Here is an 18774-nt window from a genome sequence, read left to right on the forward strand (position 1 = left end):
AAGTTTTCAAAGAGCCATCTGTTTGTGAGAAACTCGATGTCTCTCACAAGGCTTGTTTATCATATCATTGCCATTTATCTCTGTCAACACATATTGTGAAATCTTTTTGATATTTAACTTGATGCGTTTTCTTTGATAAATAACAGTGATTTGAAACGTTAAGGAAAATTTCCCTTGACGCCTGATTAGATTACCACTGCTCAAAACCAATTGCAACCACGAACTTTTCAATTTGTGAAATTTCTTTTGGTGAGTGAATTGAAATAGTAAATGCAACCATTGAACCTTTTCTGGCTGCATTTAGTCCTTCAACCACAATCGTTGCGTTTAGTCCTTCCGAGTTGCGCCTGCCCGATCGGCAGTCCGCTTCCCTGCTCTTTCTGACTGGAATACGCAAAAATGCGGGCCGGATCGTTTCAGGAAATATCCTGCTGGATCCAGCCCGCATATAGGGTTTCAATTAATCATTCATATCGTCTGCCGATGGAGTGCAGAGTCAGTCTGAGTAAGTCAGGAAACTAAGCCGCAGTGCCAGTCAGTTCCGCCATGACTTTCTGGTATTTCAGCGTTTTGGCGTGAGCGTCTGCGTGATCGGTTCCTTTAATGCAGTAGTAGAACTTGCATTTTGGTTCCGTTCCGGAAGGACGTACCGCAATCCAGCTACCGTCGGCCAGATAGTATTTCAGAACGTCGGATTTAACGAATCCAGTGAGTTCTCTGGTTTCGCCGTTTTCCTTAATTACGGATTCCTTGTAGTCTTCGAAGCGAACAACTGGTGTTCCCGCAATTTCTTTTGGTGCTTCGCTGCGCAGATCGGCAAGAATCTGTTTGATTCTCTTGGCGCCGGCTTCACCTTCCAGTTCAACCGCAACCTGGCTTTCTTCGTAGGTTCCGTGTTTTGCGTAGAGCTCTTCGAGAACGTCAACGAGGTCTTTGCCTTCGTTGTTCTTGTACCAGGAAGCTGCTTCCGCCAGCATCAGGCAGGCCTGCGGTGCATCTTTGTCGCGAACGAACGGTTTGATCAGCGAACCGTAGGATTCTTCGTAACCGAAGACATAGTTCTTGGCGTGTGTCTTTTCGTAGTTGGCTACTTTTTCACCGATGAACTTGAATCCAGTCAGCGTTTTTTCAGTTTCTACGTTATGAGCAGAAGCTACTTTTTCACCGAGATCGGAAGTTACGACGGTGTTGAACATAACCGGGTTTTCCGGCATTTCGCCCTTGGCATCGAGCTGGCTGAGAATGTACTCAAGCAGTACAGCACCAGACTGGTTGCCGGTCATGACAACGTATTCGCCGCTGTGCTTAACGCCTACGCCCATGCGGTCCGCATCTGGGTCGCAGACGAGGATAATATCCGCGTCGTTTTCCTTCGCGTATTTCAGAGCGAGTTCATAGGCGCCTGGCTGTTCCGGGTTTGGTGTCGGAGTATTCGAGAAATCCGGATCCGGGGTGCACTGTTCCAGAACAGGAATGCAGGTGTAGCCGGTTTCCTTATAAATCTCACGAACGGGTACATTGGCGGTACCGTGTTCTGGGGAGAATACGATCTTGACGTCTTTCTTTACATCCGGGTTCAATTGGATGCTCTTAACGGCTTCGTAGTATGGACGGTCAACGTCTTCACCAATAACGGTGATGAGCTTTTTCTGCTCATCGGCAATGTTGGTATCGATAGCAAGTTCATCTTCGATCGCGTTGACTTTTTCGATGACTTTGGCAGCCAGATCCGGGACGAGCTGGCATCCTTTTTCATCGTAGAGCTTGTAGCCGTTGTACTGACGGGGGTTGTGGCTGGCGGTGATCATGATACCGCCGAAGCAGCCGAGGTGACGGACCGCAAAGCTCAGTTCTGGTGTAGGACGAAGGCTTTCGAACACATACGCTTTGATTCCGTTTTTGGCGAGGAGATCGGCGCAGTCAAAGGCAAGTTCCTTACTCATGTGACGGTTGTCGTAGCCGATTGCAATACCCTTTTTGCAGGCTTCCGGACCATTTTCCTTGATGTAGTCCGCAAATCCCTGGGTAGCTTTGCGAATGGTGTGGATATTAATACGGTTTGTTCCCGGACCAAGAAGGCCGCGCATACCGGCAGTTCCAAATTCAATAGTGGTGTAGAACGCGTCGTTCTTTTCTTCTGGAGTCATGTTTTCCAGTACTTCTTTATAACGCGCGTCCAGGTTTGGGCTGTTGACCCATTTCTGATAACGTTCTTCAACAACAGACATTTTTTAACCTCCGATTTCGCAAAAATTATAACATGAATCAATCGTCGGTCGATTATGACTTTTCTGCCCGAAAACTTGTATTCCTCAATGAAAAAGATTGATTTCAAACTGTTTATTTTCGGAATCCTTTTCTGCGTGTGAATCGACCGGACGGCAAGGCAATAAGCGGGAATTCTTTGAAAACATCTGGTTACAAACCGGCAAAACGCACAGTCCATCCGACTGGCCAGACCTGCTTGCGGTCTGTGATCTCCAGATAAAGAAAAAGGGCTCCGGAGAGCCTTTTTTCTGTGTCGGATTATTCAATGACTTTCTGTGCGCGCAGTGCTTTAACGATGTTGTCGATGGCTTCGTCTTCGTCGTCACCAGTAGCGGAGATAACGATTTCGGCCTGTGTCGGGATGCCCAGGGACATAACGCCCATGATGGACTTCATGTTGGATTCGCGTCCTTTGAAGTTCAGAACGACATCGCTCTTGCATCCGCTGGCTGCGTTTACGGCCACTGTAGCAGGACGTGCGTGAAGTCCTACCGGGTCAATAACCTTAACTGTTGCTTGTTTCATGATTCATTTCCTCCTGAATCGCTTACAATCTGATTTTAAAGCAACCTGATAGTTTTAACAACCTTGAAGTGCGTGATTTCCGACAACCTGAATTCCCTCTTTTTCCAGTTTGCGCGTAAATAAACCTTTCCCAGGAATGAGTCTGGATGAAAATGTACCGTCATAAATAATGGAACTTCCGCAGGAAGGCGACCGTTCCATCAAAATAGCCAGATCCGGCTGTTTCTCCTTTACGATTTCCATAGCCTTATCGATGCCGCCTTCCATGGTCGCCGTCAGATCGTCTCCGTCTTTTGTCCGTACTCGATCTTCGAGAATTTCCATAGGCTTTCGCGGTGTAGGAAGACCGGAAAGACATTCCGGGCAGACCGGAATTAGCGTATTGCGTTTACCTAATGCGATAACCGCCTCATCCCGGCAGCTTTTCCCGTCATAGCGGCACTTCTCACCGAGCAGACAGGCGCTGACCAGAATTGTTTTTCCTTCGAGACTGGACGCTTCAACCTTCTCAGATTCGGCTAATCCGGTACAGCTGCTGGTGTCTCTTTTAGAACTTGGATTTGGACTGGAAAGGATATCTTCCGTTTTCATAAACACTCCTTTTTGCCGGACGGCGTGATCTCCGGTTTTAAAAAGTGAAGAACGGCTGCATTAAACGTCTGCGGATTTTTTGCAGCCACATAATGATCGCCGGTTATAAAGACAAGTCTGGAATCTGGGATGGCTTTGGCAATTGCTTTTGTATGGGAAGCCTTAATGACATCACGTGTTCCTGCAAGGACCAGCGTCGGTGCCTGAATCTTCGTCAGATCCTCTGGATTAATATTCGGATCGTTCACCATCAGTCCCAGCAGTTCCGCAGTTGTTCTGGCTTTTGGACTGAACTTTTTAAAGAAACTGGCCATTCTGTACCCGATTTCAATAGGAATCTGTGTGCCAGACCGAACACCGTCCGGGGTCAGATTTCCGCCGTCCAGAATGAGCCGGTCGATGCGATCAGGATATTTCATCGCAAAAATCATGGCGATGTTGGCCCCGTCGGAAAAGCCGAGAAGATTCGCCCGGACAATATTGTGCTGATCCATGAACGCCTTCAGATCCTGTGCAAACTGACGAATGGTAAATGGAGCTCTGCCTCGGAGCGTCTTTCCATGTCCGCGCGTATCGATTGCGATCACGCGATAATATCTGGAGAATTCTTCGATCTGCTTTTCAAAATAGCTGCTTTCTTCCCCGTTTCCATGAAGCAGGATCAGGGTTTCCCCTTTTCCCTGTTCCAGAAAGTTATTTTCAAACGATTCTTCCATAGGCTCTCTTCTCCGGACATTCTTCTCCAGACATTCCGCTCTCGACCGGCAGTTTCGTGCATTTTTTCACGGCTGTCTGCGCAGATTTTCCTGTCCTGTTCCATCCGCGCAAAATGAAAAATGCTTCCCGCTTATTATGGCAGGAAGCATTTCGTTTACATAGGGTAATTCTTACATCAGAGTGTCGTACAGTCTGTTGTACACTTCAGCGGAATTCTGCCAGGAAACATCTTTGTTCATGGCGTTCATCTGCAGAATTTTCCAGTCTTCCGGACGGTTGTAATAAACATTGATCGCGTTATTGAGCGTGTTCATCATTTCATCCGCGTTGTAGTTGGAGAAGCTGAAGCCGTTCCCAGTCTTGTCGAACTCGTTGTAAGGCGTAACGGTATCTTTCAGACCGCCGGTTTCACGAACCAGAGGCAGTGTGCCGTAGCGCAACGAGCAGAGCTGACTGAGGCCGCACGGTTCAAACAGAGAAGGCATCAGGAAGAGATCGCTGCCGGCGTAAATGCGGTGCGCGAGATCTTCGTTGTAGCCCCGATAGAAGCAGACTTTGCCTTTATGCTGGTTTTCCATATCGCGGAATGCGTTCTGGATGGCGTCTTCGCCGGTACCAAGAATCGCCAGCTGGATTGGTGCATTAGCGAGTTCCTGGAACTTTTCGAGCATCAGGTAGAAGCCCTTCTGGTAGGTCAGACGGGAAACTACGCCGACGAGCATAACATGCGGATTGACTTCCAGGCCGAGTTCCTTCTGAAGCGCTGCCTTGTCCTGGGCTTTGCCTTTGGACATGGTGATCTTGTTGTAATGATATGGCAGAGCCGGATCCGTGTTCGGGTTCCATACAGCCGTATCGATACCGTTTACGATGCCCCACAGGTCATAGCGGCGCATGTTCAGTACGGCTTCCATATGTTCGCCGTACTGCGGCGTCAGGATTTCCTGCGAGTAGGTCGGCGAAACGGTCGTGATCTTGTCGGCGTAGAGGATGCCGGACTTCATGAAGGATACGCCGCCGTCGAAACGGATGTTGCCATTGTCGAGCAGGTAGTATGGAAGGCCGAGGCAGGAGTCGGTCATTTCCGGTCCAAAGTTACCCTGGAAGAGCAGGTTGTGGATCGTGTAGACAAACTTGATGTTGGCATAGCGGGAATCGCTCGAATGCGTTTCCTTAACCATGCACGGAATCATGCCGGTCTGCCAGTCGTGGCAGTGGATGATGTTGGGCCAGTAGTTGAGCTGGTTCAGCATTTCGATGACAGCTTTCTGGAAGTAAGCGAAACGTTCGCCGTCATCCAGATAGCCGTAGAGCGCATCTCGTTCGAAATAGCCCTGGTGCTGAACAAAGAAGTAAGCCACTTTGCCCACGGTCTGGGAATAGATCGTTACCGGCACTTCACGGTAGTTGATGTTTACCGTATAGGAAGCACAGTATGTCAGATCCTGAAAATTCTTTTCTGCAATTTTTTTGTAGAGCGGCAGAACAACTTTCACTTCGTGACCCATTTCCGCAAGAGCGGCTGGCAGAGAACCGATTACATCGGCCAGTCCGCCGGTCTTAACGAATGGAAGGCCTTCTGCAGCCGCCATTAAAATAGAAGCCATTAATAATTACCTCTGCGTTTGAGATAAACCGGGTTCTCTTCGTTGCCGGTTACTTCGTGCTTGAGAACAACCTTGGCGTCCTTGTCGACAATGCAGTTGGTCAGCATGATGTTGTCGCCGATTTCAACACCCGGCAGAATCAGGCAGTTGTTGATCAGAGATCCTTTGCCGACGGTAACGTTACGTCCGATGATCGAACCCTGAACGTTGCCTTCAATTTTGCATCCGTTGGAGATCAGAGCGCCGGAAGCGGTGCCTTCACCCAGATAAATTGTCGGAGGCGAATCGTTGGTACGGGTATAGATTGGCCAGTTTGGATCGTTGAAGAAGCTCATGTTGGCTTCGTTCAGCATTGCCATGTTGGACTTGAAGTATGTGCGTTTGCTGAGGATCGGGAAGATTACGTGCGGATAGTCGACCATGTTGATCTTGACATCCCATTTTGGATTGTCTGCAACGTAGTTCAGCATGTCAGTCAGCCAGTACAGTTCGGAGCATTCGTGACCTTCTTCCACCATCTTCAGGAACGTTTTCTTGTTGATGATGTATGTATCCAGGAATACATCCATTTCTGCACCACGCGGGCCGAGTTCCGGCTGTCCGATGTACGTTTCCACGTGATCGAATTCGCCGGCTTCGTTTTTGAAGATAACGTTCGAGCTAAGAAAGTCGCGGGCATCGCGGGAATTCATTTCATGATGGTAAAGCAGCGTGATGTCTGCCTTGGATTCGATATGTTTCGCAAGCAGATTCTGGAAGTTGATCTTGTAGACCCAGTTGACCGGAGCGATGATCACGTAATCGTGATTATCTTCTTCGATTTCATCCAGGTTGGAGTAGTAGCCGTGCAGGTCGGAAGAATATTCCTGAGAAAGGCCGCTGTAGCCTACCGGAATAATCGCTACGTGGCCGTGCTTGTTGTTGATGTTGTAGTGACGGGCACTGCCAATGTGGTCAAACAGAACTTTCGGGTCGCCGTTGGTGTAAACCTGAATGTTCTGGATGCCGGAGTTGGTCATGTTGGAAATTGGAATATCGACCAGACGGTAGCGTCCTACATAGTTGAACGCTGCCATTGGACGGTACTGACCTACACCGCTGACATAGATGGCAGGAGATGTGAAGGCGACAATACCAAGTGCGTTAATCATATTAGTTATCTCCTTTCACGTCCTGATAAGCCAGGTAAATATGTTCCGAATCCGGCGAACCTACAGTGGAGCCGGCGCCGACAACAACTTTTTCGGCAACGATTGAGCGGTACACTTTTGCACCTTTTTCTACAATGCAGCCAGGCATGAGTACGCTGTCTTTTACTTCAGCGCCTTCCATGATGGTGACGTTGTTGAACAGAACGCTGTTCACGGCTTCGCCACGGATCACAGCACCCTGGTTGATGTAGCAGTGTTTAACCCGTCCAGTCGGGGATACGTACTGCGGAAGTACAGGAATATCGGAAGTGTAGATTTTCCAGTCCTGATCGCCAAGGTCGAGTTCATCGTTATGGTCGATCAGGTCCATGTTGGCTTCCCAGAGGGAGTCAATCGTTCCAACGTCTTTCCAGTAGCCGCTGAAGTTGTAGGCGAACAGACGCTTCTTGTCAGCGAGCAGACGCGGGATGATGTTCATGCCGAAGTCGTGCTTGGAATCCTTGTCCTTGGCATCTTCGATCAGGATTTCGCGCAGCAGCGGCCAGTCGAAGATGTAGATGCCCATGGAAGCCAGGTTGGATTTTGGTTCGGCAGGTTTTTCCTCAAACTCAAGAATGTGGTTGTTCATGTCGCAGTTCATGATTCCAAAGCGTGGCGCTTCTTCCCATGGAACCGGGCGAACGGCTACGGTCAGATCCGCGTCGTTCTGGCGATGTGCTGCGAGCATTTTGTCGTAGTTCATTTTGTAGATATGGTCACCCGACAGAATGAGAACATATCCAGGATTGAACTCGTCGATGAAGTCGATATTCTGGTAGATCGCATCGGCGGTACCCTGATAAACACCGAACTTGGTGTCGTCTTTTTCACTAGGCGGAAGGACGTATACGCCGCTGCCGCGGGTATCGAGACCCCAGCGCTGTCCAGCGCCCGCATACGCGTTGAGCTGTACAGGTTCGTACTGTGTCAGAACACCGACAACGTTGATGTTCGAGTTTGCACAGTTACTGAGGGGGAAGTCAATAATGCGGTATTTTCCGCCAAAATATACCGCAGGCTTTGCCGTTTTATTCGTCAGCTGATACAAACGGGAGCCGCGCCCGCCAGCCAGAATCATGGCGAGCATATTGTTGTTATCCATAGTTTTCCTCCTGAAACTAATTTCATTAAAAGTATAGCACTTGTAGCCTTTTCAAACACCCGCCCGCGTGCTTTTTGAGGGATAAATTGTATGGGCTTTCATAGAGAAATAGTCATGGGTAGAAATAATTTCTTTACATTTATGTTTTCTTTTATACAATAATGATTTCATTTTTGATGAATTAGATGCACTATTTGTGTCGAATTGTCAAATGGAAAGGTTTTGCCCACTTTTTGCAATGTTTGCCTTTTTTCCGGTTTAAACCATGACAAAACCCGCTACTTTCAGTCCGAATCGTGATAAAAAATCGGACTGAAATGGCTTTCGAAGGGTAGACTGGATCGCCTTTTTCTGCTCTTTCATTTGGTTTCAGAAAACGGCACTTGCTGGCCGCAGAAGCGGCTTTAAAATGTAGCGTTTTCATGCATAAATCCGTACAGATTGAACGCGCACATTTGTATTTTTTAGTATGGCAGGCATTTTCTTTCCGTCCGTTTTGCCTGTTCTCTCTTCCCTTCTCGATTCGCGCACTTCTGCTCTCTCGATTCCTGCACTCCTGCTCTCTCGATTTGCGTGCCGTTCTCTTATGGCGTAAGAAGGCCATAGAAAAACGGCAGGATCCAGAAGGAGGCTCTTCTGTTTCCTGCCGCAGAATACAGGGTTAGATCAGGACCGCGCGGTCATCGGAAAATTCGGTACCGGCTGCTTCCTTGAACTTGTTGTGGAGATCTTCTACGGTCAGCAAAGCTTTTTCGTCACCGCTTACGTCGTAGATGATCTTTCCGTTGTACATCATGATCAGACGGTTTCCCAGACGGATCGCATCGTTCATGTTGTGGGTGATCATCAGCGTCGTCAGCTTATTTTCGCTGACGATTTTTTCTGTAAGATCGAGAACTTTTTTAGCCGTCAGCGGGTCAAGCGCTGCGGTATGCTCGTCGAGCAGAAGCAGGTCCGGCTTCTGAAGCGATGCCATGAGCAGCGTAATCGCCTGGCGCTGGCCGCCGGAAAGCAGGCCGACCTTGCTGGTGAGGCGGGTTTCCAGACCGAGTCCGAGCGTAGCGAGCTGATCGCGGTATTTCTGCTGTTCGCTTTTGGTATTTCCCCAGCGCAGGGTACGTCCCTGTCCGCGTCTTGCCGCAAAAGCCAGGTTTTCGCCGATTTCCATATCGGCTGCCGTACCCATCAGCGGGTCCTGGAAGACACGGCCGATGAATTTGGCACGCTTGTGCTCCGGCATGAGCGAAACGTCGGTATTGTTGAGAACGATGTGCCCGCAGTCTGGCGGATATACGCCGGCGATCAGGTTGAGCAGCGTCGATTTGCCGGCGCCGTTGCCGCCGATGACGGTAACGAACTGGCCTTCTTCAATGTGAAGATTCAGATCGCTGATCGCTTTCTTTTCATTTACGGTGCCTTTGTTAAAGGTTTTGGAGACATGTGAGATTTTCAGCATCAGAACTTCTCCTCCACGCTTTCGACCGCTTCGGTCAGACGCTTATAGGCGGACGTCTGTGCGCGGTGTTCAAGAACGACCGGAATGCTCAGGGCTGCAGCTACGAGCAGCGCTGTAAAGAGCTTCAGGTTGTCCGGGTTCAGACCGAGCTGCAGAACGAGCGAAACAATGATTCGATACAAAATGCTTCCGACAACGATGGAGATCAGACGACGGAGGAATCCGCCCTTGCGTCCGAAAATGGTTTCTCCGATAACGATGGAAGCCAGAGCCATAACGATGGCGCCGATGCCCATTTTGACATCCGCGTAGCCCTGCTGCTGGCAGACCAGCGCGCCGGACATGGCGATCAGTCCATTGGAAAGCATGAGCGCGATCATCGTGGTCATGTTGGTCGACACGCCGTTGGCACGGACCATGTTCGGGTTGTTTCCCGTCGCACGAACCGACGCGCCGAGTTCGGTTCCGAAAAACCAGTAGAGCAGCGCAATCGTTGCGATGACAAACAGAATGCCGACGCAGATGACGGAAAGATAGCCCGGGGTGATCCAGCCCATGGCTGGGATGTGATCGGTCAGCCAGGAAAAGCAGGTGCTTTCGTTCATGAGCGGAATGTTGGATTTGCCCATGATCATCAGGTTGATGGAGTACAGACCGATCTGGGAAAGAATACCGGCAAGAATCGGCGGAATTTTGCAGACCGTATTGAAGAAGCCAGTCACTGCGCCGGCCAGAAAGCCAACGATCAGCGCAGCCAGTACGGTCAGATACGGATTGACGCCCATTAAGATGAGGGCCGAACTGATGGCCGCTCCCGTTGCGAAGGAGCCGTCGACGGTCAGGTCCGCAAAGTCAAGCAGGCGGAAGGTGATATATACGCCCAGGGCCATGATGCCCCAGAGGATTCCCTGTCCAATAGCACCTTCCAGAGAAAACAGAAGCGCCATTCCTATTCCTCAACGGTAACGTCTGTACCGCGGTCAACAACGGACTGCGGCAGCGTGAGGCCGAGTTTTTCTGCTGTCTTGGAGTTGAAGGAAAGCGTGCAGTCGTCCGTAGCCAGGTATTCAATGGCCATGTCTTCCGGTTTGCTTTCGCCTTTGAGGATGCTTACGGCCTGTGCGCCGGCAAGCTGTCCGAGTTTGTAGTAGTCAATACCATAAGTGGCAAGTCCGCCGTTTAAAACCATGCCTTCTTCGCCGACGATGGTCGGGATGCCAAAGCCGGTTGCGATCTGCGATACAGTCGCCATGCTTTCGGCCATCAGGTTATCGGTCGGTACGTAGATGGCATCGACTTTTCCGTTAAGGGATTCAACAACCTGCTGAATCTGGTTTGAGTCGGTTACGGAAGCTTCCACGAATTCAAGGCCGCGGGCTTCGCATTCTTTTTTCGCCAGTTCAATCTGGAACGCGGAGTTGCTTTCGGCGTTGCAGTAGAGCAGACCTACGGTTTTCGCATCCGGTACGATTTCCTTGAGCAGATCGAACTGCGCTTCAATCGGGTTGAGGTCGGAAGAGCCGGTTACGTTGTTGCCTGGCTTTTCGTTGCTTTCCACCAGACCGGAATCTGCAGGGTCGGTTACCGCGGAAATGACAATTGGAATGTCCTTAGTTTCGTTGGCTGCAGCCTGCGCGGCCGGCGTAGCGACGGCGTAGATCAGATCTACTTTGTCGTTCACGTATTTCTGGGCAATGGATGTGCAGTTGGCCACTTCGTTCTGTGCCGAGTTGAAGGTAATCTGCGCATCGGCATAGCCGTTTTCCTTAAGATAATCTTCAAAGCCTTTAGCAGCCGCATCGAGTGCGGGATGTTCGGTGTACTGGAGGATGCCGATCTTGACATCGGAAGCGCCATCGGCTGCCGCGGTGATACTGGAACCATCGGCGCTGCTGGCTGTGGAGGAGCTGCCGCCATTTCCGGAACATCCGGCAAAGAGGAGCGCAGCACTCAGTGCAGCAATGGAATATCTGTGCAGTTTCATTGGATAAATGTCTCCTTTTTTCGTATTGCACACATTCTACACAATTCACACATTCTGCGTCATTGTAAAAAAAGACTTTTCAAAAATTTTCATGAAATTAGCTTTCAGAGTGCGGAATTTCATCCGATCTTGCAATTCTTGGACCTTGCTTCTCAATTTGTTCGCTTTTCAAGAACAGAACGGCCGTTCTTTTTCTTACACGATTTCCGAATTTACAGCCGATTCCTGCACTGAAAAGCACAGAACCGCTTTCCACTCGATTTCCATGAAAAAAGCGGACCGCAAAAGGTCCGCATTCATACGGGTCTGTATGGAGATGATTTAGTCGACGCCGTTGATTTTCTTTTCGTTTTCTTTGATTTTTTCTTCGTGACGGGCAGCTGCCTGTTCTTTGCGTTCGATCACTTTTTCGTCATGGTCGATTTCTTTTTCACGCAGCTCTTTCATGAATTTGGACTTGTCGGCGTCCTCTTCCACTACATGCATATTCATGTCCGCACGTTTCTTATCAATTTCACGCTCGTCATGACGAACTTCGTCACTCAGAACCTTGTCTTCAAACTTTTTGAATTCTTCAGCCATAATCATCAGCCTCCTGTTTGACAGTACAATTATACGATCCTTTGTACAAAGGCCCTTGTCCCGTGCCCGAAAGGATAAATCCGCATGCACAGACAAAAAGCCGTCCCTGAACTGGGAAGAACGTTTTCCTTGGTTCAAAGGACGGCTTTGTTTTTCATCTTGTATCAATTCTGTCTGCTGATTTTGTGCAGACGATTTTCTGCAGCGTTTTCTTTCCCGCTCGAGCGGGCTTTTGTTAGGCGTTGGCGTTTTCTTCGAGCAGCGTATTGAGAATGTCCTCGGGCATGTAGTCGAAGCGGATCGGCGTTCCGGAGATCAGATAGTCGAGGCAGTCATCGGAATAGCCGGTTACGACATAGACCATCTTCTTGCCGTCTGGGTACGTAAGCAGCACCTTGCCGTTTTCGACCGCATAGCTGCCGCTTCTTTCTTCCATCAGTTCCTTGCCGCGGAAGTCGTATTCCTTGAATTCATGATCGTCCCAGAAGCTCTGGCAGGTGTAGAGATCTTTCTGGAAGTAGTGGATCCAGTTGCCAAGCAGGCTTCTTTCCGAGAAACCAGAAGCGACCACATCCTGGATTTCCTTGTCCTTGCGGCTGCCCAGACGGATCTTGTCGAGCGTTTCTTCCGAAGTGGCCGGCATGCCCAGCAGGCTCTGCGCGAAGTCGATAACCTGCGTGCACTGCTCGATGCGTTCCTTCAGGCTGCTTTCGAAGGCGTTTCTGGCTTCTTCGTCGGCGGGAAGGGAAAAAAGTCCGTCCTGGCTGACCTGAGCGAGCAGGGATTCGAGTTCTTCTTTCTGGCTCGTCGCAGTCTGCACCATTTTCTGGATTTCCTGTTTGTTACGTTCTTCCTGGAGAGCGATCTGTTCCTTGATCTCTCGGATCATCTGATCGTTGTCCTGAATGTTCGTCTGAAGCTGACTGAAAATATCTTTCCAGACCTGAATGTCTGCTGTGTTCATAGTTCTGATCCTTTCAATGGCGGCCAAGCGGCTGCCTTTTCCGTTTGATTGTTGCAAAAAATATCTTAAGGATCAAATACGACCGTCAGAAACGAAGATCAAATTCATACAAAAATCGCCATTTATGCCCGTATTCGCTTGACAGAACGTTCAAAACGTCCTTGTTTTGTACACATTCTTTCCAGTACTTTAAACTGGATCCGGTCTATATCCAGTCCTATATATCTTCTTTCTCACAAAAATTTCTTTCTCACAAAAATGGCCGCGATAATTTTCGATCCAAAAGGAATACCTGGAACAACAGATTTCCCCAAGAAAAGCTCCCTCAAGCCCGTCCGTTTCTTTCTGGGACCGGCTTGAGGGAGCGTAATTCATTCCCTGTCTGCTCGAGCAATATTTACTGATTCAATATCTGTACTTGATTCTATTTTTTGCCGAACAGGGCACGAAGCAGCGCGATGCCGCCGGCAACCATCAGGAACACCTTGCCGGCTTCAATCAGAGCGGCTTTTGGATCGTCCTGCATTTCCTGCGCGAAATCACCGACATGATCCACAGCTTTTTCACGGAACTCGCCGAATTTTTCGCGGGCATCCTGTGAAAGTTCATTGAAGCGATCATCAAAGGCGTCTGCACGTCGGTCGACTTCTTCGCCAAACTGATGCGCGTAGTCTTCGAGCTGCGAACCGGCTTCTTTCGATGCCTGATTAAAATCGGCTTCTGCTTCTTTAGCAGCCTGACTGAAATCGGCTTTCACCTGTTCTTCGGCTTTTTGCGCTTCTTCTTTTGCGGCCTCCGCGTAGGCGCCGGCTTCGGCCATTTTCGCATGGGCCTGATCGACCGCCTGCTGGAAGTCCGTCTTTACGCTTTCACGAACCTGACTGGCTTTTTCTTCGGCGCTGGCCAGATCTTTTTTCATATCCTGATCGAGAACTGTTTTCTCGTCTTTTGTTGTTTCGGCTGTTTCGGGATGCATCGTGCTTTTTTCTTCGTTCATAGTAAACCTCCCATTTCGACCATCTATACTCGTTCCCTTTTCCGCTTCTTCTATCCGATCCTTTTCCGCGCCGCTCAACGCTTCGTTTGGCTTTCTTACGAAATCCAGAACAAAGGAAGAACGTGAAAAAGAAGAAGCAAATCGGAAAAAAGCGGCGAATCGATCCGCGGGAACCGTTCCCTGTATGGATCGGTTTATAGATCGTCTTTCTCTGTTTCCATTATCTTGCAGCATGCGTTTTTCAAGAATTGCGTTGCCTGAACAAAAAAATGGTAAGAAGCGAGAAAGCGGGCGGACAAACAAATACGCGTTTCATTCTTTTCAATCCGTATGGATTTAAAAAGAGAAAACGAAAAGCCTAAGTTCGTTCGAAAACTCAGGCTTGAATCGTTTTGTGCGTGTGTGGTATTGCAGCCGGGCAGTCGTTTACGTACGCTGGGTTTTGGGCGACCGACTAGAGATCGATTTCCTTTTTCCAGAGACCGTGCAGATTGCAGTATTCGTAGACAGCTGCTTTGCCGCTCTGTCCTTTGACATCGAATACAGCGACTGGTTCCTGACCAGGAAACAGAGTCTGCTTTTCTACGGATCCATCCGGATATTCCATCCAGATGTTGGTGATCCAGTGCGCCGGAAGCATCGGGTGCTTGGTCGAGCCGACCTGTACGGAGACTTTGCCGTCTTCTACTTTTACATCCGGTACGTGTTTTTCGAGCGCAGCATCGGTAGAACCGGCTTCGAGAAGCACTGCTGGTTCGCCGTTAATGGTAATATCAAGTTCCTTGTCCACGGGCAGTACAACTTCAACTACATCGCCCTGAGCACTTTTGTAGAGTTTCATAAGAAATTCCTCCTTGTCTCTACTAGTCTACCATTGACCGTTTTGCGGCCTCCCGATTACGACCGTAAACTGACATTCGTTCGGAAGAAAAAACTATAAAAAACATAGAAAACTTCACAGAAAAGATGACTTTGCCTTTTTTGCGCTTTGAAAGTGGATAATTCCGTCTTCCACGCAGGCCTCGACCCGCATTTTCCGATGCCCTGGCATCCGTTCAAACCCCTTCCCTTTGCGTAAAACAGGCAAACGTTCATCATTTCCTCATTTGTGGCCGCTTCGGGATAAGATGAAGAAAACAACAGAAAGGTTTTAATCATGTCCATTCAAATTCATGTTCTCCCTGATGGAAATCTTCAGGCGCTGACGGATCTGCCGATCACGCTGGAAGAATTCAATACATTTTTGGCGATTTCCAAAGAAAAGAAAAAACATACGGAAATTCTGAAAAACGGTCAGGTCATCACCAACCCGGCTGAAGAAATTTCCCCAAAAGATAAAGTCACCGTTCGCATCGACCAAACGTTCGATATTTCAGAAACGACACCGCTGTCCTTTGCGGGCGTTCCGATCGTTTACGAAGACGATTTCTGCCTGGTAGCCAACAAGAAGCCGTTTTTACTCGTGCATGGTGACGGCAATACCGAAGATACGCTGACCTCCCGCGTCAACGGCTATCTCGTTTCCAACGGCGCCCGCTTTGCGGCGCAGCCGGTCAACCGCATCGACCAGGAAGCCAGCGGCCTCGTTCTTTTTTCCAAGCATCCGCTTGTCAAGGCGTTCCTCGATGAGCAGTTCGAAAACGGCACCGCCAAAAAGGAATATCTCGCCGTTGTAGACGGCCGTGTGGATCATCGGGAAATCGACATCAACAACCCGATTGCCCGCAACCGTCACGAAGCCGAAAAGATGATGGTCTTCTCCAAAGGCAAACCTGCCCATACCCACATCACCCGTCTGAAACTGTTTGAAGACAAATCGCTCGTCTCTGCCGACATTTCCACCGGACGCAAGCACCAGATCCGCGTTCATCTGGCCAACATCGGCTATCCGATCATGAACGATCCGCTGTACGGTCTTGTCCGCAACAAAAAAGGCCTGATGCTTCAGGCCTATCGTCTGCGCTTTCTGCAGCCGTACACGCGCAAGCCGATCGAAGTCGAACTCGACATGGATACCCGCTTCAAATGGTTTGATCCGGCCCTTGCCCGCAAAAGCGATAACTAATGCGGCATTTGATCTTTCGTTAACCATTTTGATCCATTTTGCTAAAACGCTGAGCTGCCAAAATCCGGCAGCTTTTTTCATGTCCTGCAGCAAGATCTGGACCAGCAGGTTTCCCTTTTCCTCCGGTTCAATTCGTCCGTTTTGATTCGTTCGTTTAAAGCAAATCGTGTTTGGCGGGATCGAGCAGTTCAAAATGATTTTTTTCAAACGCGATCAGTCCCTCTTTTTTCATGCGGCCAAGTTCCTTAGAGAGGGCGCTCCGTTCTACATTCAGATAATCGGCGAGCTGCTGTCGATCAAACGGGATTTCGAAAACGCGGCTTCCCTTTTTGAGCGCCGCAAAACGCAGATACGCAAGTACGCGGGAGCGGATCGTTCTGGAAGATGTGAAAAAGCTGCGTCTGGATAAAGCCAGATTTTTCTGCGCACCCAGCAGCGTCAGATTGTACAGAACTTTCGTCTCCCACCCCCCGCATCGGCAGGAGCCGGGTTTCAGATTTTGCAAATCCAGAAACAGAATGCGGGTCGGTTCATTGGCTGCAACTTCCACCAGTGTCGGCTCATTGCCAAGAAGAGCGTATGCCTCCGCAAAATACTGACCAGGGACGATAAGGTTTAAAATCGTCCGGTTTCCCATTTCATCCAGGCTTTCAATGCGAACGCTTCCCGACAGAACCAGACCCATTTCATGCGTTGAGCGGCCCACATGCAAAATCGTCTCTCCCTTGTCAAAATGGCGTTCTCTGGCGTGCAGCGCATGAAGCGACTGACCCAATTCATCCTCATCCATTCCTTTAAATAAAGCGGTTTTCAGCAGCTGTTTTTCGTCCATGAAAATTCTCCATAAAAATTTGTCGATGTGGTTTTAACCACATACTTATCGTCTGCATTTGAATACAGTAAAAACGAACACAGAAGCAAACAAACTGCTCGCTTGTCGCGCCTTTTAAAGGCGCGCCTTCTTTTGTCCGCCCGTTCTGGCCGGTCCGGGCAGTCTATGGAGGATATACATATATGAAAGAGAAAATGTTCTGTTATCAGTGTCAGGAAACCGCAGGCAATACGGGATGCACCATCGCAGGGGTCTGCGGAAAAAAGCCGGAAGTCGCGGCCATGCAGGATCTGCTCGTCTACGTAACCAAAGGCCTTTCGAGCATTACAACGAAAATGCGTGCTGAAGGTCTGCCGGTTTCGCAGGCGGTCAATCATCAGATTTCCAGAAATCTGTTTACAACGATTACCAACGCCAATTTTGATCGCGATTTCATCCGTCTCATGGTAGAAGACACGCTGGAAATGAAGGAAAACCTGCTCGGACAGCTTGGCAGTACAGACGGTCTGCCCGAAGCTGCCTTCTGGAACGGACCGAAAGAAGACTTTGAATCGAAAGCCGCTGAAGTCGGCGTGCTTTCGACCAAAGATGAAGATATCCGTTCTTTACGCGAGCTCATCACGTATGGACTGAAGGGCCTTTCCGCCTACTCCAAGCACGCCAACGCGCTTTTGCACGATAACGAAGCCGTTGACGCGTTTCTCCAGAACGCTTTAAGCAAAACGCTCGACGATTCGCTGAGCGTCGACGACCTCGTCGCCCTGGCTCTGGAAACCGGAAAATACGGCGTAGACGGCATGGCCCTTCTCGACAAAGCCAATACCGACGCGTACGGCCATCCGGAAATGACCGAAGTGGAAATCGGTGTCCGCCAAAACCCGGGAATTCTTGTTTCCGGACACGATCTGCGCGATCTGGAAATGCTTCTGGAACAGACGCAGGGTACAGGCGTAGACGTCTATACCCATTCCGAAATGCTTCACGCTCACTACTATCCGTCGTTCAAGAAGTATCCCCATTTTGCGGGCAACTACGGAAACGCCTGGTGGAAGCAGCGCGAAGAGTCTGAAAAATTCAACGGTCCGATTTTAATGACGACAAACTGCATCGTTCCGCCGGCCGAAAGCTATAAAGACCGTCTCTGGACAACCGGAACGACCGGATATCCAGGCTGCCGCCATATCGATAGTGCCTATTGAGAAATCAAGGACTTTTCCGCTCTGATTGAACAGGCGAAAACGTGCCCGGCACCAGAGGAAATCGAAACCGGAACAATCGTCGGCGGCTTTGCGCATGAGCAGGTGTTCGCACTCGCCGATCAGATCGTCGAAGCCGTAAAGAGCGGCGCCATTCGAAAATTTGTGGTGATGGCGGGATGCGACGGCCGTCAGAGAAGCCGCGACTATTACACCGAATTCGCGAGAAAGCTTCCAGAAGACGCGGTAATCCTGACCGCCGGCTGTGCCAAATACAAATACAACAAGCTGAATCTCGGCGATATTCAGGGCATTCCAAGAGTCCTGGACGCCGGTCAGTGCAACGACTCGTACTCGCTCGCGCTGATCGCTCTGAAACTGAAAGACGTTTTCGGACTCGACGATATCAACGACCTCCCGATCGTCTACAACATCGCCTGGTATGAACAGAAAGCCGTCATCGTTCTGCTTTCCCTGCTCTATCTGGGCATTAAGAACATTCATCTTGGGCCAACGCTTCCGGCGTTCCTGTCCCCAAATGTGGCGAAAGTCCTGATTGAAAACTTTGGCCTTTCCGGCATCCGTACGGTAGATCAGGACCTGAAGCTGTTCTTTGGCGACGAAGCGTAAGCAATCGGTTCGACTGGGCGAATTCCTTCCTTTCCGCTAAAGGATCCTTCCCATCCGCTTTACAGATC

At 49.6% G+C, this 18774-nt stretch carries 17 protein-coding genes and 1 pseudogene; 2 read left to right on the forward strand and 16 right to left on the reverse strand.

Annotation, left to right across the window (positions count from 1 at the left end; translation table 11 throughout):
* Positions 1–190 precede the first annotated feature (190 nt).
* From Q2J39_RS01340 to Q2J39_RS01410, 15 genes are all read right to left on the reverse strand, one after another.
* Positions 191–460, reverse strand: coding sequence for a hypothetical protein (locus tag Q2J39_RS01340; protein ID WP_288338950.1), 270 nt, complete (start codon positions 458–460; stop codon positions 191–193).
* Between the two features lie 58 nt (positions 461–518).
* Complete coding sequence (locus Q2J39_RS01345; RefSeq protein ID WP_288338949.1) at positions 519–2228, reverse strand: phospho-sugar mutase; 1710 nt, start codon at positions 2226–2228, stop codon at positions 519–521.
* Positions 2229–2526: 298 nt separating this feature from the next.
* Positions 2527–2793 (reverse strand): HPr family phosphocarrier protein, encoded by a 267-nt coding sequence (locus Q2J39_RS01350; protein WP_288338948.1) that lies wholly within the window; start codon positions 2791–2793, stop codon positions 2527–2529.
* 54 nt (positions 2794–2847) lie between these two features.
* Entirely contained in the window at positions 2848–3384 is a 537-nt protein-coding gene (locus Q2J39_RS01355) for a DUF523 domain-containing protein (RefSeq protein ID WP_288338947.1), read from the reverse strand.
* Positions 3381–4100, reverse strand: a complete 720-nt coding sequence (locus Q2J39_RS01360) for an alpha/beta fold hydrolase (protein ID WP_288338946.1) — start codon at positions 4098–4100, stop codon at positions 3381–3383. The genes Q2J39_RS01355 and Q2J39_RS01360 overlap by 4 nt, the downstream gene beginning before the upstream one ends.
* 171 nt (positions 4101–4271) lie before the next feature.
* A complete protein-coding gene (glgA, locus tag Q2J39_RS01365) occupies positions 4272–5708 on the reverse strand; it encodes a glycogen synthase GlgA (protein ID WP_288338945.1) in 1437 nt (478 codons plus the stop codon).
* The gene (locus Q2J39_RS01370; RefSeq protein WP_288338944.1) at positions 5708–6859 is read right to left on the reverse strand and encodes a sugar phosphate nucleotidyltransferase; all 1152 of its coding nucleotides are present in this window, start codon (positions 6857–6859) and stop codon (positions 5708–5710) included. The genes glgA and Q2J39_RS01370 overlap by 1 nt, the downstream gene beginning before the upstream one ends.
* Position 6860: 1 nt before the next feature.
* Complete coding sequence (locus tag Q2J39_RS01375; protein WP_230268201.1) at positions 6861–8000, reverse strand: glucose-1-phosphate adenylyltransferase; 1140 nt, start codon at positions 7998–8000, stop codon at positions 6861–6863.
* A 661-nt stretch (positions 8001–8661) separates the two neighbouring features.
* Positions 8662–9456 carry an ABC transporter ATP-binding protein gene (locus Q2J39_RS01380; RefSeq protein WP_230268202.1) on the reverse strand — a complete coding sequence of 265 codons (795 nt, stop codon included), beginning with the start codon at positions 9454–9456 and terminating at the stop codon, positions 8662–8664.
* Positions 9456–10403 (reverse strand): ABC transporter permease, encoded by a 948-nt coding sequence (locus Q2J39_RS01385; RefSeq protein ID WP_230268203.1) that lies wholly within the window; start codon positions 10401–10403, stop codon positions 9456–9458. Before Q2J39_RS01385 ends, Q2J39_RS01380 begins: the two co-directional genes overlap by 1 nt.
* Positions 10404–10405: 2 nt before the next feature.
* On the reverse strand, positions 10406–11440 hold the full coding sequence (locus Q2J39_RS01390) for an ABC transporter substrate-binding protein (RefSeq protein ID WP_230268204.1): 1035 nt from the start codon (positions 11438–11440) through the stop codon (positions 10406–10408).
* Positions 11441–11761: 321 nt separating this feature from the next.
* On the reverse strand, positions 11762–12022 hold the full coding sequence (locus tag Q2J39_RS01395) for a hypothetical protein (protein ID WP_230268205.1): 261 nt from the start codon (positions 12020–12022) through the stop codon (positions 11762–11764).
* Between the two features lie 235 nt (positions 12023–12257).
* Positions 12258–12986 (reverse strand): hypothetical protein, encoded by a 729-nt coding sequence (locus Q2J39_RS01400; protein WP_288338943.1) that lies wholly within the window; start codon positions 12984–12986, stop codon positions 12258–12260.
* A 424-nt stretch (positions 12987–13410) separates the two neighbouring features.
* Positions 13411–13983: a hypothetical protein gene (locus Q2J39_RS01405; protein WP_230268207.1), complete on the reverse strand. Its 573-nt coding sequence runs from the start codon at positions 13981–13983 to the stop codon at positions 13411–13413.
* A 454-nt stretch (positions 13984–14437) separates the two neighbouring features.
* Entirely contained in the window at positions 14438–14824 is a 387-nt protein-coding gene (locus Q2J39_RS01410) for a desulfoferrodoxin family protein (protein WP_230268208.1), read from the reverse strand.
* Positions 14825–15139: 315 nt separating this feature from the next.
* Here Q2J39_RS01410 and Q2J39_RS01415 point away from each other — a divergent pair, with 315 nt between their 5' ends.
* Positions 15140–16048 carry an RluA family pseudouridine synthase gene (locus tag Q2J39_RS01415; RefSeq protein WP_288338942.1) on the forward strand — a complete coding sequence of 303 codons (909 nt, stop codon included), beginning with the start codon at positions 15140–15142 and terminating at the stop codon, positions 16046–16048.
* 154 nt (positions 16049–16202) lie between these two features.
* Here the strand turns inward: Q2J39_RS01415 and Q2J39_RS01420 are convergent, their stop codons facing one another.
* The gene (locus Q2J39_RS01420) at positions 16203–16880 is read right to left on the reverse strand and encodes a Crp/Fnr family transcriptional regulator (protein ID WP_288338941.1); all 678 of its coding nucleotides are present in this window, start codon (positions 16878–16880) and stop codon (positions 16203–16205) included.
* A 194-nt stretch (positions 16881–17074) separates the two neighbouring features.
* Between Q2J39_RS01420 and hcp the strand changes: the two are divergent.
* Positions 17075–18706, forward strand: a pseudogene (gene hcp / locus Q2J39_RS01425) (hydroxylamine reductase).
* Positions 18707–18774 lie beyond the last annotated feature (68 nt).

This window comes from uncultured Allobaculum sp., from assembly GCF_948576815.1.
GTDB classification, from domain to species: Bacteria; Bacillota_I; Bacilli_A; order Erysipelotrichales; family Erysipelotrichaceae; genus Allobaculum; species Allobaculum fili.

Bases quoted from the DNA above. Each gene is read 5' to 3' on its own strand.
- Q2J39_RS01345 (WP_288338949.1), bottom strand. From the start codon at position 2,228: ATGTCTGTTGTTGAAGAACGTTATCAGAAATGGGTCAACAGCCCAAAC.
- Q2J39_RS01350 (WP_288338948.1), bottom strand. From the start codon at position 2,793: ATGAAACAAGCAACAGTTAAGGTTATTGACCCGGTAGGACTTCACGCA.
- Q2J39_RS01355 (WP_288338947.1), bottom strand. From the start codon at position 3,384: ATGAAAACGGAAGATATCCTTTCCAGTCCAAATCCAAGTTCTAAAAGA.
- Q2J39_RS01360 (WP_288338946.1), bottom strand. From the start codon at position 4,100: ATGGAAGAATCGTTTGAAAATAACTTTCTGGAACAGGGAAAAGGGGAA.
- glgA (WP_288338945.1), bottom strand. From the start codon at position 5,708: ATGGCTTCTATTTTAATGGCGGCTGCAGAAGGCCTTCCATTCGTTAAG.
- Q2J39_RS01370 (WP_288338944.1), bottom strand. From the start codon at position 6,859: ATGATTAACGCACTTGGTATTGTCGCCTTCACATCTCCTGCCATCTAT.
- Q2J39_RS01375 (WP_230268201.1), bottom strand. From the start codon at position 8,000: ATGGATAACAACAATATGCTCGCCATGATTCTGGCTGGCGGGCGCGGC.
- Q2J39_RS01380 (WP_230268202.1), bottom strand. From the start codon at position 9,456: ATGCTGAAAATCTCACATGTCTCCAAAACCTTTAACAAAGGCACCGTA.
- Q2J39_RS01385 (WP_230268203.1), bottom strand. From the start codon at position 10,403: ATGGCGCTTCTGTTTTCTCTGGAAGGTGCTATTGGACAGGGAATCCTC.
- Q2J39_RS01390 (WP_230268204.1), bottom strand. From the start codon at position 11,440: ATGAAACTGCACAGATATTCCATTGCTGCACTGAGTGCTGCGCTCCTC.
- Q2J39_RS01395 (WP_230268205.1), bottom strand. From the start codon at position 12,022: ATGGCTGAAGAATTCAAAAAGTTTGAAGACAAGGTTCTGAGTGACGAA.
- Q2J39_RS01400 (WP_288338943.1), bottom strand. From the start codon at position 12,986: ATGAACACAGCAGACATTCAGGTCTGGAAAGATATTTTCAGTCAGCTT.
- Q2J39_RS01405 (WP_230268207.1), bottom strand. From the start codon at position 13,983: ATGAACGAAGAAAAAAGCACGATGCATCCCGAAACAGCCGAAACAACA.
- Q2J39_RS01410 (WP_230268208.1), bottom strand. From the start codon at position 14,824: ATGAAACTCTACAAAAGTGCTCAGGGCGATGTAGTTGAAGTTGTACTG.
- Q2J39_RS01415 (WP_288338942.1), top strand. From the start codon at position 15,140: ATGTCCATTCAAATTCATGTTCTCCCTGATGGAAATCTTCAGGCGCTG.
- Q2J39_RS01420 (WP_288338941.1), bottom strand. From the start codon at position 16,880: ATGGACGAAAAACAGCTGCTGAAAACCGCTTTATTTAAAGGAATGGAT.